Below are 14,658 nucleotides of genomic sequence, written 5' to 3'. Positions count from 1 at the left end.
GCTGGCGTGCCCGGAGACTGCGGGGATTACTTCTTGCGCACGACCACGCAGCCGATCGAGTAGCCGGCGCCGAACGAGCAGATCACGCCATGCGCGCCCTGTGGCAGGTCGTCCTGGTGCTTGTGGAAGGCGATGATCGAACCGGCCGACGAGGTGTTGGCGTAGGTGTCGAGGATGACCGGCGCCTCGCTCGGCTCGGCGTCGCGCCCTAACAGGGTGCGGGCGATCAGCAAATTCATGTTCAGGTTGGCCTGGTGCAGCCAGTAGCGCGACACCTGCGGGATCGAGAGGCCGGCCGCTTCCACGGTGTCCTTGATCATCTCGGCGGCCATCGGGCACACTTCCTTGAACACCTTGCGGCCCTGCTGGCGGAACAGCTTGTCTTCCTTGGCGACGGTCGACACGTCGAAACGGTTCATGAAGCCGAAGTTGTTGCGGATGTTGTTCGAGAATTTCGTCTTCAGTTTCGATTCGAGGATCTCGAACTGGTGTTCGCTCACGGCCGTGTCGGCGGCTTCGATGATCATGGCGGTGCAGGCATCACCGAAAATGAAGTGGCTGTCGCGGTCGCGGAAGTTCAGGTGGCCGCTGGTGATTTCCGGATTCAGCACGAGGACCGCGCGCGCCTGGCCGGTCTGGACCGCGCCCATCGCGGTCTGGATGCCGAAGGTGGCCGAGGAGCAGGCCACGTTCATGTCGAAACCGAAGCCCTCGATGCCCAGCGCGTCCTGCACCTCGACCGCCATCGCCGGGTAGGCGCGCTGCATGTTCGATGCGGCCACCAGCACCATGTCGATGTCGGCAGCGGTGCGGCCGGCACGTGCCAGCGCGTCCTTCGCCGCGGCGACGCACATCTCCGCCTGCAGCGACAGCTCCTCGTCGGCGCGCTCGGGAATGCGCGAGGTCATGTGCGCCGGGTCGAGGATGCCTTCCTTTTCCATCACGTAGCGCGACTTGATGCCGGAAGCTTTTTCGATGAAGCCGCTGGAGGAGGGCTCGAGGGCGGTCACAGTGCCTGCGGCGATGGCGTCGGCGTGTTCGGCGTTATGGAGCTCGACATAGGCATTGAAGGCCGTCACCAGCTCGTCGTTCGAGATGGAATACGGAGGCGTAAACAGGCCGGTGCCGCTGATGACGACAGATTTCATGATCGGGACTTTCAAAGGAGATATGCGGGATTCCGCAGGGAATGACGGCGATTCTACACAATCAGGGTAGCGCTGGGAATTGTCTGGGCGACCACGCGTCGGGATGGGCGGAGCCGGCGGGAGACGGTGTCTATGCCAACATTGGCACGGAGCAGGCTAACTTGACGCGTCTTTCGGCGTGGGCACAGGGTGCCCGCCCTAGGGCTTGTGCCCCGCCAGCTTGGTCTGCGCCTGCCGCTTCGACAACTGCATCGGCTGCCCCTTCAGGTGCTTCACCGCCTGCGCCAGCTGGAAATCGTCGCTGCCGCCATAAGCGAGCGGCTTGCGGTCGCGCGCCGCGTCGAGCAGCGCCATCTGCTCCTCGATGTCGTCGGGGCGGGTCTTTTGCTCGGCGCCGTCGCCCGACAGATGGTGCTGCAGGTCGGCTTCGCGCAGGCGCAGCGCATTCAGGCCGTCGTTGTCGGCGTTCTCGTCGACGGCAAGGTCGGGCACGATGCCGCGTGCCTGGATCGAGCGCCCGTTCGGCGTGAAATAGCGCGCCGTGGTCAGTTTGACGGCGGCCTCGCGCCCGACCGGACGAATGGTCTGCACCGAGCCCTTGCCGAAGGTCGGGGTGCCGACGATGGTGGCGCGCTTGTGGTCCTGCAGTGCGCCGGCGACGATTTCGGAGGCCGAGGCCGATCCGGTATTGACCAGCACCACCAGCGGCAGCGACTTGAAGCTGGCCGGCACCGCGGAGAGCGGATCGCGTCCGCTGCGCAGCATGTAGTCCTGCGGCCGGCCATAGTAACGCTGGCGCATTTCCACCAGCTGGCCATTCGTCGAGACGATCTCGGCGCCTTCGGGCAGGAAGGCGGCAGCCACGCCGATCGCACCCTGCAGCAGGCCGCCCGGATCGTTGCGCAGGTCGAGCACGAGGCCTTTCAGCTGCGGTTCCTTGCGCGCCAGCTCGGCCAGTTTGGCGGCCATGTCGTCGACCGTCGGTTCCTGGAACTGGGCGATGCGCAGCCAGCCGTAGCCGGGCTCGACGATTTTTGCCTTGACGCTTTTCTGGACGATTTCCTGGCGCTCGACGGTCAGCACCAGCGGCTGCGGGGCCGTGGCGCGCGCGATCGTGAGCCTGACGCGGGTGCCGGGCGTGCCGCGCATGCGCTTGACCGCCTCGTCCAGCGCCAGGCTACGTACGTCGACGCCTTCGATGCGGGTGATCAGGTCGCCGGCGCGGATGCCGGCACGCTCGGCGGGCGAATCCTCCATCGGCGTGACGATTTCGATATAGCCGCCGTCGCTCTGGCTGATCTCGATACCCAGGCCGACGAATTTACCTTCGGTGCCTTCGCGCAGTTCGCGGTAGGCCGAGGCGTCGAGGTAGGCCGAGTGCGGATCGAGCGAGTCGACCATGCCGCTGATGGCGTCGGTGAGCAGCTTGCCACTGTCGACCGGTTCGACATAGTCCGACCGGATGAGGTCGACCACGCGCGAGAGCTGCTGCAGCTGGTCGAGCGGCATGCTCGGCTCGACCGGTTTGTAGGCGAGCGCGGAAAACTGCATCGTGGCGGCGGCACCGGCAACGAGGCCGACGGCGAGCAGGCCGGTATTCTTGAGAGTGGAGCGCATAGGTCGTGGGCGGCGGATAAGGGCGATGGGCTTGCCCTGGCACGCATGAGGTAGCGTACGGCCAGTATAAACCTGAATGCGCTCATGCTGCCGGGGTGCTGGCGCAAACCTGTGGCCGATGCACGCGGGCGCCGCCAGGCTACAGCGAAATGTGTAAAGGCAATTGTGATTCCAGTAAATATTTGTAAGAGTCGGCGCAGGCCGAATCGACGCGCCCTATAGTCGATTCCAGGTTTTCTCTCTTTCCACTTCTCACACAGTGGATTTCGCCCACGGACCCCCCTCCCCGTGGGCATTTTTTTGTCCCGCCAGCAGCTTCGCCGGCACCCGTATGCCCTGTACTGACAGGACATATGCATACGTGCTTGCACGACAACTACCGATCAAAATATGCAACATCCCCTCTCGACGGATGGGTCTGGATCGGGCATTCTTGCAAGATGCCTGCTCGTCGGGGAAACACCTAAGTACTTGTAAAGACATGTGTTTACCTGCTTCCAGGGAGGCATGACAACCTGTTGGCGCATCCGGGCGGCCGCATCGCCCCCTGCGCGTTTTTTATCGGCAAAACGAGGACTTCCCTTGAAACGTACCCTTCTGAGCACCCTGACCCTGTCCGTGCTGGCGACCCTTGCCCATGCGGCCGACACCGCGCCTCATGCCGCCAAGCCGGCGGCCGCGGTGGCAGCCGCCCCCATTTCGGGGATCGACACCCAGTACATCGACACCTCGGTGCGCCCGCAGGATGACTTCTTCACCTACCTGAACGGCAAGTGGCTGAAAAACACCGAGATCCCGGCCGACAAGTCCAGCCTGGGTACCTTCATGCTGCTGCGCGACGACGCCCAGGCGCACCTGCGCGGCATCATCGAGGCCGCCCAGAAGGATCCGCACAAGAAAGCCGGTACCGACGTCCAGAAGATCGGCGACCTGTACGCCAGCTTCATGGACGAAGCGCGCCTCGAGACCCTGGGCGTCAAGCCCCTGGCCAGCGAACTGCAGCGCATCCGCACCCTGAAGGACAAGAAGGGCGTGCCCGACCTGGTAGCGCACCTGTCGAAGATCGGCGTGTCGGCGCCCTATGGCATCCGCGTCGGCCAGGATGCGCGCGCTTCCACCAAATACGCCACCTACATCGGCCAGGGCGGCCTGGGCATGCCCGACCGCGATTATTACCTGAAGCTCGACGACAAGCGCATGGCGGAGACCCGCGCCAAGTATGAGGCGCACGTGGCGCAGATCCTGGGCCTGGCTGGCGTGAAGGACGCCGGTGCCCAGGCGAAAGCCATCGTCGAGTTCGAGACCGAACTGGCCAAGGTACAGTGGACCAAGGTCGAGAACCGCGACCCGGTCAAGCGCTACAACAAGATGAGCGTGGCCGAGCTGGGCGCGCTGACCCCGGGCTACGACTGGAATGCGGCGCTCGCCGCAGCCGGCGTCGGCAACAAGCTGGAATACGTGATCGTCGCCCAGCCGAGCTACCTGACGGGCTTTAACCAGGTGCTGGAAAAGACCGACCTGGCCACGCTGAAGTCCTATTTCGAATGGCAGCTGCTGCGCGAATATTCGCCTTTCCTGTCGAAAGCTTTTGTTGACGCCAACTTCGCCTTCTACGGCACCACGCTGACCGGCGTGAGCGAAAACCGTCCGCGCTGGAAGATCGGCGTGTCGGTCGTCGAAGGCGCGCTGGGCGAAGCGGCCGGCCGCCAGTATGTGGCCAGGTACTTCCCGGCCGAGCGCAAGGCGCGCATGGAAGAGCTGGTGAAGAACCTGCTGGCCGCCTACAAGGACAGCATCGACGGCCTCGACTGGATGACCCCCGCCACCAAGGTCGAAGCGCAGGCGAAACTGGCCAAGTTCGTCCCGAAGATCGGCTACCCGAACAAGTGGCGCGACTACGCCAAGCTCAGCATCCGCAAGGATGACCTGGTGGGCAACGTCAAGCGCGCTTCCGAATTCGCCTATAACCGCAACATCAGTAAACTCGGCCAGCCGATCGACCGCGAAGAGTGGGGCATGACGCCGCAGACGGTGAACGCCTACTACAGCAGCTCGATGAACGAGATCGTGTTCCCGGCCGCGATCCTGCAGCCGCCGTTCTTCGACATGCGCGCCGACGACGCCGTCAACTACGGTGCCATCGGCGCCGTGATCGGCCACGAGATCGGCCACGGCTTCGACGACAAGGGCAGCCAGTCCGACGGCGACGGCAACCTGCGCGACTGGTGGACCAGGGAAGACCGCGCCGCCTTCCAGGCACGCGCCGACATGCTCGTGAAACAGTACAACGGCTACAGCCCGATCCCCGGCTACAACGTCAACGGCGAACTGACCCTGGGCGAAAACATCGGCGACAACTCCGGTCTCGCGATTGCCTATAAAGCCTACAAGATTTCGCTGGGCGGCAAACCGGCGCCGGTCATCGACGGCCTCACCGGCGACCAGCGCTTCTTCATGGGCTTCGGCCAGGTATGGCGCGCGAAGATGCGCGAAGCGCAGCAGATCGTGCAAGTGAAGACCGACCCGCACTCGCCCGGCCAGTTCCGCGCCAACGGCACCGTGATGAACCACCCCGCCTTCTATGAAGCTTTCGGTGTCAAGGAAGGCGACAAGATGTACCTGGCACCGAAGGATCGCGTGTCGATCTGGTAAAGTCACCTGTTGGCCGGGTTGTGCAGCGCATGCACTGGTATATATGCATGCCATGCATATGCCCGGCCAGTGCAGTACCGGGACCGCCGTCACGAGCGCCGGTTCACCTGATCTGGTATCCATCCATCACCGAGATAAAAAAGAGAGACACATGAAAAAACATCTTCTGAGCGCCTTGACCCTGGCGCTGGTCGCCAGCGTGGTCAACGCTGAAAACGCATCGGCACCGGCCGCCGCCGGCGCCGGCGCCACCGCCAAGAGCGCCAAGGCACCGGTCCTGTCGGCCGGCATCGCCACCGAATACATCGAAGAGAGCGTGCGCCCGCAGGACGACTTCTTCGAATACCTGAACGGCAAGTGGCTGAAAAACACCGAGATCCCGGCCGACAAATCGAGCTGGGGCTCGTTCGCCAAGCTGCGCGACGACACCCTGCCGCAGCTGCGCGGCATCATCGAGAAGGCTGCCGCGAGCAACCCGGCCGCCGGCACCGACGCCCAGCGCATCGGCGACTTCTACGCCAGCTTCATGGACGAAGCCCGCCTGGAAACCCTGGGCATCACGCCTCTGCAGGGCGAACTGGCGAAGATCGCCGCCCTGAAGGACAAGTCCGAGCTGCCGGCGCTGCTGGCGCGCCTGGGCAAGATCGGCGTCGGCGTGCCGTTCGACTTCGGCATCCACCAGGACAACAAGGATTCGACCAAGTACGTCGCCGACATCTACCAGGGTGGCCTGGGCATGCCTGACCGCGACTACTACCTGAAAATGGACGACGCCAAACTGGCGGAGACCCGCGCCAAGTACCAGCAGCACGTCGAGAAGATGCTGGCCATGGCGGGCGACAAGAACGCCGCCGCCAACGCGAAAGCCATCGTCGATTTCGAGACCGAGATCGCCAGGGTGCAGTGGACCAAGGTCGAACTGCGCGATCCGATCAAGGCCTACAACAAGGTCAACCTGGCCGACCTGGACAAGGTCGCACCGGGCTTCGACTGGAAAGCCTGGCTCGATGCCACCGGCCTGTCCGGCAAGGCCAGCTACGTCATCGTCAGCCAGCCGACTTACCTGAAGTCGTTCATGGACGTGTCGAACAAGACCTCGCTCGACACCTGGAAGGCCTACCTGTCGCTGCACCTGATCGAATCCTACGGCAGCATGCTGTCGAAGAATTTCGTCGACGAGCGTTTCGACTTCTACGGCAAGACCCTGTCGGGCGCCAAGGAAAACGAACCGCGCTGGAAGCGTGGCGTCGGCGCGGTCGAGCGTTCGCAGGGCGAAGCACTGGGCAAGCTGTATGTTGCCGAGTACTTCCCGGCCGAGCGCAAGGCGCGCATGGAAGCACTGGTGAAGAACCTGCTGGCCGCCTACAAGGAATCGATCAACACCCTCACGTGGATGAGCCCGGCAACCAAGAAGGAAGCGCAAGCCAAGCTGGCCAAGTTCACCCCGAAGATCGGCTACCCGAACAAGTGGAAGGATTACTCGGCGCTGGTCGTCAAGCGTGACGACCTGGTCGGCAACGTGATGCGTTCGCGCATCGTCGAAGCGGACCGCGAGATCAACAAGCTGGGCAAACCGATCGACCGCGAAGAGTGGGGCATGTCGCCGCAGACCGTGAACGCCTACTACAACCCGGAGCTGAACGAGATCGTGTTCCCGGCCTCGATCCTGCAGCCGCCGTTCTTCGACGCGAATGCGGACGATGCCGTGAACTACGGCGGCATCGGCGCCGTGATCGGCCACGAGATCAGCCACGGCTTCGACGACCAGGGCGCCCAGTACGACGGCGACGGCAACCTGCGCGACTGGTGGTCCCCGTCGGACCACAAGAACTTCAAGGCCAAGACCAAGATGCTGGTCGAGCAGTACAACGGCTACAGCCCGCTGCCTGGCTACAACGTCAACGGCGAACTGACCCTGGGCGAGAACATCGCCGACAACTCGGGCCTGGCGATCGCGGCGAAAGCCTACAAGATCTCGCTGAAAGGCAAGAAGGCACCGGTGATCAACGGCCTGACCGGCGAACAGCGCCTGTACATGGGCTGGGCGCAAGTCTGGCGCAGCAAGATGCGCGAGCCGGCGCAGATCGCCCAGGTGAAAACCGACCCGCACTCGCCGGGCCAGTTCCGCGCCAACGGCACCCTGAAGAACCAGCCAGGCTTCTATGAAGCCTTTAAGGTCAAGCAAGGCGACAAGATGTACCTGGCGCCGAAGGATCGCGTGATCATCTGGTAAGTACCCGCTGAAGTCCGCCCGGACTTCGCGAGAACACCGCCCGGCCCCGTGCCCGGCGGTGTTTTTTTATGCCAGCGATGGCTGCCTTGTGGTGGCGACAAGACAGCCCAGCATGCATGCAAGCGTCCGGCAGGCGTCGATGCGTTATCATTCTGGAAATACAGCCGTGCCCGCTGTGCATAATTTAAGGATGTTCATGAATGACGACGCTTCCGTAAGCCAGCGCATTGCCCTGCTGCGCTTCCTGATGATTTTCGGTATCGTGCTGCTGCACGCGCCGCCGTATGTGCCGATCGCGGAAGTGGCGAACAACCCGTTCGACCTGTTCAAGGCTTTCTTCCAGCACGCCGTGTTCCGCACGACGGTGCCGGTGCTGACCTGCATCTCCGGCTATTTGCTGTTCAAGTCAGGGCTCGACCAGACACCGGGCAAGCTGGCCAGCAAAAAATTCCGCACCATCGTCCTGCCTTTCCTCGTCTTCAACCTCGGCTTGCTGGCCGCGGCCCTCGGGCTCTACCATGGCCTGGGCATCACGCTGTCGAACGACATGATTCCAAAGGACGGGAAGGGCTGGCTGAACGCCGCCTTCGGCCTGACGGGCTCGCCCATCAATTACCCCTTGAACTTCCTGCGCGACCTGGTGGCGCTGATGATCGTGGCGCCGCTGCTGGGCTGGTTCCTGCGCAAGCTGCCCTGGGTCGGCCTGGCGATCGTCGCCCTGGTCTACCAGTTCAACCTGGACGGCCCGTTCGTGCTGCGCAACGTGATGTGGCCCGTGTTTTATGTCGGCGGCCTCGTGGCCGTGCGCGGCTGGAACCTGCGTGCGCTCGACCGCTACGCGCCCCTGTGCCTGGCCTTGTTCCTGGGGCTGTGCGCTTACGTGATCTGGTTCCGCGTCGCCAACACCAACAACCTGCGGCTGGTGGCGCCGCTCTTGATCTGGCCCGCCGCCGCGCTGCTGCAGCCGACCGCCTTCGGCCGCTGGCTGGGACGCATGAGCAAGTACAGCTTCTTCATTTTCGTCGCCCACGCCCCGGTGCTGCTGGCGACGACGATCGTCTATAAACCGTTCGCGGCCCACGTGCCGTATCCGGTCTACTGGGTGCTGGCGCCGGTGCTGACGACGGCATCGCTGGTGCTGGTGTACCTGCTGGCGATGCGATTGATGCCGCGTCTCTTCAGCTTCGTGATCGGTGCCAAGGCGCCGCCCACCGCGGCCCGCGTGCCGCCTGGCGCGGTGCTGGCCAAGGCCGAGTAAAGGGCTGGCAGCAAAGAAAAGCCCCGGCCACCTTGCGGCGGCCGGGGCTTTTTTACGTCGACGTCGACGGTTTAACGCGGCACGATCGCGAACTGCGGGCTGCTGCCGTAGTTCGGCTTGACGGGGCGGGCCGCAAAGGTGGTCCAGGCCTGGGCACTGTTCGGCAGGCGGGCATCGGTGGCATAAGCCAGGGCCGGCTGCATGTTGGCCGGGTAGCCCTGCACCGACGATGCATAGCCGGTCATCTCGCCGACCTTCAGCTTCAGGTAGGCCGCCATTGCCGGGCTGTTGCAGGCCAGTGCCAGGAACTCCGGCGTCTGCGTCGCCGCTGCCGCCTCGGCCACCGTCTTGTAGTACGGGCTGGTGGCCGTATCGCGGATGTTCATCGAATACAGCGAGGCGTCGATCCAGCACAGCTCGGTCATGCGCAGCACCGGTGCCTTGGCTTTCCAGCCCAGCAGGGTGCGGGCGCCGTCGAAGCCGAGTTCCGCCGCGTGGCCGACGGCCGAGGTAAAGAAGTCGTCCTGCCACGGCGCAATGCCACGCTTGCTCTCGTAGATCACGGCGCTGGCGGTATCGATGACACCGAAGATGTTGGCATACGCGTTGTTCGTGTACTGATTGTTATACCAGTCCAGGTTGCTCTGCAGGATGCGGGCGAAATGCGATTTCAGGCGGTCGTCGTCCGGCGTGATGTAGGCCGCTTCGGCCAGCGAACGCAGGCTCCATGCCTGTCCGCGCACCTGGTCGTTGAACAGCAGGCCCTGGATGTTCTTGCGGTAGCCCGGGTTCGACTGGAACACGTTGTACATCGTCCAGAACTGCAGCTCTTCCAGGTAATAGTAGTCGCCCGTCACCAGGTAAGGCAGGTAGGCAAACGCCGGCTGGTGCGAGGCGTCATGCTTGTTCGGCGTCTCGCAGGCCGCGCTGGTCACGCATTTCGGGAACGCTTCCTGCAGCTTGGTCGCCGGATTCTTGGTGTCGGTCGGGGTACCCAGGATCGTCATGTACGGATAATCCATCAGGCTGACCGGACGACCCGTGTTCTTGTCGCGGTAGTGCGCCGACCAGCTGCCGGCCAGGTCGGCGGTGCCGAGGGTGACCTGCTTGGCGCGTGCATCCATGCTCAGCAGGTAGGTCGCAGCCCAACCCGGCAGCAGGCCGATGTCGTTGCGTCCGCCGGTGCTCGGCATGTAGGGATTGGCCAGGCCCACGCCCATCGGTTCGATGGCGGTGCCGGTCCATTTCGCCATCAGGGCGGTATAGGTCGATTCCGGGGTGACGACGCTGCGGTCGAAGTTCGGCAGCGCGCGGCTGTCGATCAGGTAGGCCGTGTTGTGCTTGACATGCACCTGCGAAGCGTCGCCGCCCCACCAGAACACCTTGCGCCAGCGGCTGTGGTGCAGGTGGGTGAGCGCCGGCTTCGAATACACGACGGCGCCGCGCACCATGATCTCGGCATCATAGGTAAAATTCTGCGGGCTCGGCTCGTAGGCCCAGTCGTTCTCGATGGTGACGTCGACGCGCGCCTTCTTGATTGCGTCGTACCAGCGGATGGCGAAGCGTGCCGACAGGTGCGGATGCGCGACGCCGTCGGCGGTCTTCAAGGGCGCCGAGACTTGCCATTCGTTGGCGACGGTGCCGGACAGCCAGGTCTGGACAGCCGCGCCGCTCTTGATCAGGTCGTCGGCCGAGACGCTGTAGGCCGTACCGCCGATGCTGGCGTGCACGGAGGCGCTGAAGCCGTTCAGCAGGAGGGTCTTCGGGCCGAGGCCGGCCGCTTGCGGGGCGTTCGATCGCATCAGCGACATGGTGCGGGTTTCGCCGGTGGCCAGGCTCGGGACGATGCCCGAGACAACCGCGTGACGCACCGAACCATCCGGGTGCGTCGCCTTGACGTCGAGCTGCAACGCGACGCTCTGGCCGTTCTCGAACTGGCCGACGAGCGAGTCGGTCGGCTGCATATGGCCGACGGCAAACACCTGGCCGAAGGTCACCGGTACGTTTTCCTGGGCCACGCCAGCGGTATTCTGGAAGCGCACGTCGGTGACGGTGCCAAGGATGCTGTAGGTCGTCAGTGCCGCGGTCGTGTTTGAGGGCGCTACCACCGCCGTGGCGGCCGTACCGTTCGGTGCTCCGGCTGCGAGCGGGTCGCCGGCGGTTGCGCCAGGCGTACCGGAGGCGCCGGGTGCGATGATCGCGCCGGTCGGCAGGGTAACCGGGTTGGAGGTCGTCACGGTCGCTGGGACCGTAGGCGAGGAAGCCGTCGCCGCCGGGGTGGAAGTCGAACCGCCGCCGCCGCCGCCGCAGGCCACGAGCGTGGTTCCGAATACCGCGATTGCGGCAATTCGTATTGCAAAGTGTTGGAGTGGGAGTGTCATGACGTCATCGAGGAGTTACTGAGGAGCATAAATTATTGCTCCAAGGAATTTCCAAAGATTACGCCAAAGCAAAACTAAGGAACAGTAAAATCACTACCTCTGTTCCGTATTTCGCCCAAATACAACATAACGTTGTCGATTATTTTACGAATATTATTCGCTTTGAAAGCGAATTTTGCTGTATTTATCGTGTCTTTTTCGAAAGAGACGCAATAAAAAAAGACCGCCCTCAGGCGGTCTTTCAGCAACGATTGCCTTTATTCCTGATATCGCTCAACGCGAAGAAGCCACCATGAAGTCTACGGCAGCCTTGACATCGGCATCCGGCGCGCTCGAGCCGCCTTTTGCTGGCATCACGCCGGCCTTGCCCTGAAAACCTTTTAGTGCGTGTTCATACAGCACGGCAGTGCCTTGCTGGATACGCGGCGCCCAGGCGGCCTTGTCGGCAACCTTCGGTGCGCCGGCAATGCCGGCGCCATGGCAGGCGACGCAGGCGCTGTTATAAAGGGTTTTGCCGTTGGCGCTGGCGACGGCGGGTGCGGCGGCTGGTGCGGCCGCTGGTGCGGCAGCCGCGGCGGCGACCTGGGCCGTGGCCGGGGTACCGGCGATCGGCGAGGCGGTCGCTGCATTCTGCGCGGCTGGCGCGGCGGCCACTTCCGTCCTGGTCGCAGCCGGTGCGGCAGCCTGGACGGCAGGAGCGGCCGGTTCCTTGAACTTGGCGCCGCTCTGGTTGGCCATGTAGACCACTGCGCGTTCTACTTCGACATTGTCCAGGTCCGGGTTACCGCCCTTGGCCGGCATCGTGCGGATGCCTTCGATGGCGTGCTTGATCAGCGTGTCGTAGCCCTGCGCCAGGCGCGGGCCCCAGTCGGCGACCACGCCGATCTTCGGCGCGCCGGCGGCACCGGTGCCGTGGCAGGCCGCGCAGACGGCGGTGTACACGGCATTACCCGATTGCAGGACTTTCGGTGCATTGGCGTCGACCAGTGTGAAACCCTGTTCGGCCACCGGACGCAGGCGTGCAGCGACGGCTTCCGGGCCCAGGCTGTTCGTGCCTGCGCCTTCGAGCTTGTCGTTCGTGACGAACGCAACGAGCAGAATGATGCCGATGACGATTACCAGGAAAAATCCTGCGACGACGGCGATCAGCTGCTTTGGCGTCCGGATAAACGATTGTTCATTGTGTGCGTCGCTCATGATTTCCTTAATACGATTAAAAAAACCTGCTACCCGGCTTGTGCTTCCTGCATGACTTTTTGCAAAGGCCGCCAACAGGCGATTATAGTCTCAAAAGATTGCCTATGGCACATGCCGTGCGAGCGAACGTGGCGGTGCCGACAAAACTGTCGCGGCGGGGTGCGTCTTCGATGCGTGCGGCAGGGTGGGAGAGGGGACGGCCGCGGTGGCGTGCGGCGTTCCCGGAGACTTTCCATGGACGGCAGCCGTGAAAGACTGTATCCTTCGCATCGCTCAGGAGTTTCCCGTGCGGCTGTAGCTCAGTGGATAGAGTATTGGCCTCCGAAGCCAAGGGTCGCTGGTTCGATCCCAGCCAGCCGCACCACCTTCTTAGAGAAATCAATGAGTTACCGGGTCGTCGGTGGACGGCTTGCACCTTGACGACTTGTAATTATATCGGATCACTGCTCTCAAGCTGCTCTCGGGTCCGTATCTAAGCCTGAACTGTCTCAGCGAAGGGACACTTTCGTTTCTTCGTCGCTCCTGTCTTACTTGTGTTGCCTAGCACCTAGCTCAGGAACTACCCCAGATATAGGGTATAAGTCGCCCCCTCAGCAGTCAAAACATACCCCAAATCTAGGGTATGTCTCCCAGCAGCACATGCTAAATCTACCCTACCATAGGGTATATGTGCATTGTTGAAAGAAGAACGCACGCACCCGTTGAAAGTCTAGCAACACCATCAGGAATCGACTTTTGCCCCCCCCTGAATGCGCTGCTGGTATGTCCCTGACACTAAAAACGAGGGTATGCCGTTTCTTGCCGTTGTACCTATGCTTGGGGCAGCAAAAACAAAATTCAACGCGGCTTGTTCCAAGTGAATTTTTTGGACAGAACATTGTTCCCTAGTTCGTCTTGAATATTACATCTTATTGTTCGGTCACCGCTTTCAATGGCTATTTTTTCTAATGCTGACTCGGGAATGAAAATCCTATGCGCCTTTCGTGCCCCGAGGCTTAATGGAAATTCATCATCAACATCGTAGTATGAAAACCTAGACTGGACCCATCCGATGTTCCTAGGTATCTGCCGATACTTCAATATGTGCATTAGCTTTTCCTTAAGGCTTGGCTTCTTGTGCCTGTAAAGCAAGCGGGACGCCGAAAGATGGACCTCAAGGGGAGACATGTTTTTAACGATGATAAACGCGCCAAAGCGTGGCGTCTCCCCTTTGTCCGTTAGTCCGGGAAGAATAGTGACCTTGATTCGCGGTCGAGCTTGACGCAAATTCCAAAGAAAGACGAGTGTTGACAAAGCTGCTGCGTAGATTGCAAGATAGTCAGTGATCTTCAAGTCGATCCCTTGTAGTCGTTATGTGAACTCGTCGGCTCAAGTCTGTACCCTGTTGAAGTGTAGCGCAAAGGTCGAACAGTACCGAATGCACATGGATTCCTTGCCGTAAAAATTGTTGTAGCTGCTGTTCGACACCTTGGCCCGTACCGATATGGAAGTCTCTAAAGATCAACGCTGACCAATTTGTGTACGATACTTCCCACTTTGACGCTTCGTCCGCCTTGTTCATGTTCTTAAGGGTTCCATAGCAGAACATGGCAATGAATGCCCATATAGATGCGGACCCTACGTCATGGTTGAAGGCTTCTACTAGCCCATTGCCAATGGAAGCCGCGACCACAACACTTAGGGTTATACCTGCTATCGCTTTGCCTAGAACACTCTTCGTCTTCGTGCGATCACCGCCGTTGTAATAGAAGCTAACGACGGCACTACTAGCTTGTTGTTTCATGCATGCATGTAGTGCAACGCCGGTAAATTCTGGATCGCAGTATTGTCGATTCAAGACCAAGTTTGCAGCTTCATGGAGAAGTTCGTCCCCGTTGTAACATCCGGGGATGGGGTCGCCACTCTTCGCTGGTATGGTTGCCCTTGCAGCTTCCTCAAACAAACCGATTGCATAGACAAGATGGCCTGTCTCATCCCAGCTTTCCGGGGGGACTAGACGGCCCCCATGATCGTCAAAACCATCTTCAATGAAAAGCCTGCGGGTCTGCGGCTGTAGGCGCTTCCAAGCCTTTTTGATTCGCTTCATCCCGGCCTTCGTTCTGTTACCCCAAGCATCTTCGGATGAATCAGTCTCTACAGTTCGGTCATTCATGAGTTTCCTATTAATTTTAG

Annotated in this window: 9 protein-coding genes and 1 tRNA gene; 4 read left to right on the top strand and 6 right to left on the bottom strand. The window is 61.7% G+C overall.

Annotation, left to right across the window (positions count from 1 at the left end; genetic code table 11):
* Positions 1-26: 26 nt before the first annotated feature.
* Together G4G28_RS24300 and G4G28_RS24295 are read right to left on the bottom strand one after the other, a co-directional pair.
* Positions 27-1,148, bottom strand: a complete 1,122-nt coding sequence (locus G4G28_RS24300; protein WP_182990291.1) for a beta-ketoacyl-ACP synthase III — start codon at positions 1,146-1,148, stop codon at positions 27-29.
* A 198-nt stretch (positions 1,149-1,346) separates the two neighbouring features.
* Complete coding sequence (locus G4G28_RS24295; RefSeq protein ID WP_182990290.1) at positions 1,347-2,765, bottom strand: S41 family peptidase; 1,419 nt, start codon at positions 2,763-2,765, stop codon at positions 1,347-1,349.
* A 582-nt stretch (positions 2,766-3,347) separates the two neighbouring features.
* Here G4G28_RS24295 and G4G28_RS24290 point away from each other — a divergent pair.
* From G4G28_RS24290 to G4G28_RS24280, 3 genes are all read left to right on the top strand, one after another.
* Positions 3,348-5,417, top strand: a complete 2,070-nt coding sequence (locus G4G28_RS24290) for a M13 family metallopeptidase (protein ID WP_229425327.1) — start codon at positions 3,348-3,350, stop codon at positions 5,415-5,417.
* A 151-nt stretch (positions 5,418-5,568) separates the two neighbouring features.
* On the top strand, positions 5,569-7,650 hold the full coding sequence (locus G4G28_RS24285; RefSeq protein ID WP_183107907.1) for a M13 family metallopeptidase: 2,082 nt from the start codon (positions 5,569-5,571) through the stop codon (positions 7,648-7,650).
* A 196-nt stretch (positions 7,651-7,846) separates the two neighbouring features.
* Positions 7,847-8,908: an acyltransferase gene (locus G4G28_RS24280; RefSeq protein ID WP_182990288.1), complete on the top strand. Its 1,062-nt coding sequence runs from the start codon at positions 7,847-7,849 to the stop codon at positions 8,906-8,908.
* A gap of 71 nt (positions 8,909-8,979) precedes the next feature.
* Here G4G28_RS24280 and G4G28_RS24275 read toward each other — a convergent pair whose 3' ends face one another.
* Complete coding sequence (locus G4G28_RS24275) at positions 8,980-11,145, bottom strand: hypothetical protein (protein WP_229425326.1); 2,166 nt, start codon at positions 11,143-11,145, stop codon at positions 8,980-8,982.
* A gap of 417 nt (positions 11,146-11,562) precedes the next feature.
* Complete coding sequence (locus G4G28_RS24270; RefSeq protein WP_183107906.1) at positions 11,563-12,486, bottom strand: cytochrome c5 family protein; 924 nt, start codon at positions 12,484-12,486, stop codon at positions 11,563-11,565.
* A 288-nt stretch (positions 12,487-12,774) separates the two neighbouring features.
* On the opposite strand from G4G28_RS24270, the gene G4G28_RS24265 reads away from it, so the two are divergent.
* Positions 12,775-12,850, top strand: a tRNA-Arg gene (locus G4G28_RS24265).
* Between the two features lie 473 nt (positions 12,851-13,323).
* On the opposite strand, the gene G4G28_RS24260 is transcribed toward G4G28_RS24265, so the two are convergent.
* Positions 13,324-13,818: a hypothetical protein gene (locus tag G4G28_RS24260; RefSeq protein ID WP_182990286.1), complete on the bottom strand. Its 495-nt coding sequence runs from the start codon at positions 13,816-13,818 to the stop codon at positions 13,324-13,326.
* Positions 13,805-14,638: a hypothetical protein gene (locus tag G4G28_RS24255; protein ID WP_183107905.1), complete on the bottom strand. Its 834-nt coding sequence runs from the start codon at positions 14,636-14,638 to the stop codon at positions 13,805-13,807. The genes G4G28_RS24260 and G4G28_RS24255 overlap by 14 nt, the downstream gene beginning before the upstream one ends.
* Positions 14,639-14,658 lie beyond the last annotated feature (20 nt).

Source organism: Massilia sp. Dwa41.01b (assembly GCF_014171775.1).
Classification (GTDB): domain Bacteria; phylum Pseudomonadota; class Gammaproteobacteria; order Burkholderiales; family Burkholderiaceae_D; genus Telluria.
This window is presented reverse-complemented; position numbering and strand designations above follow the sequence as displayed.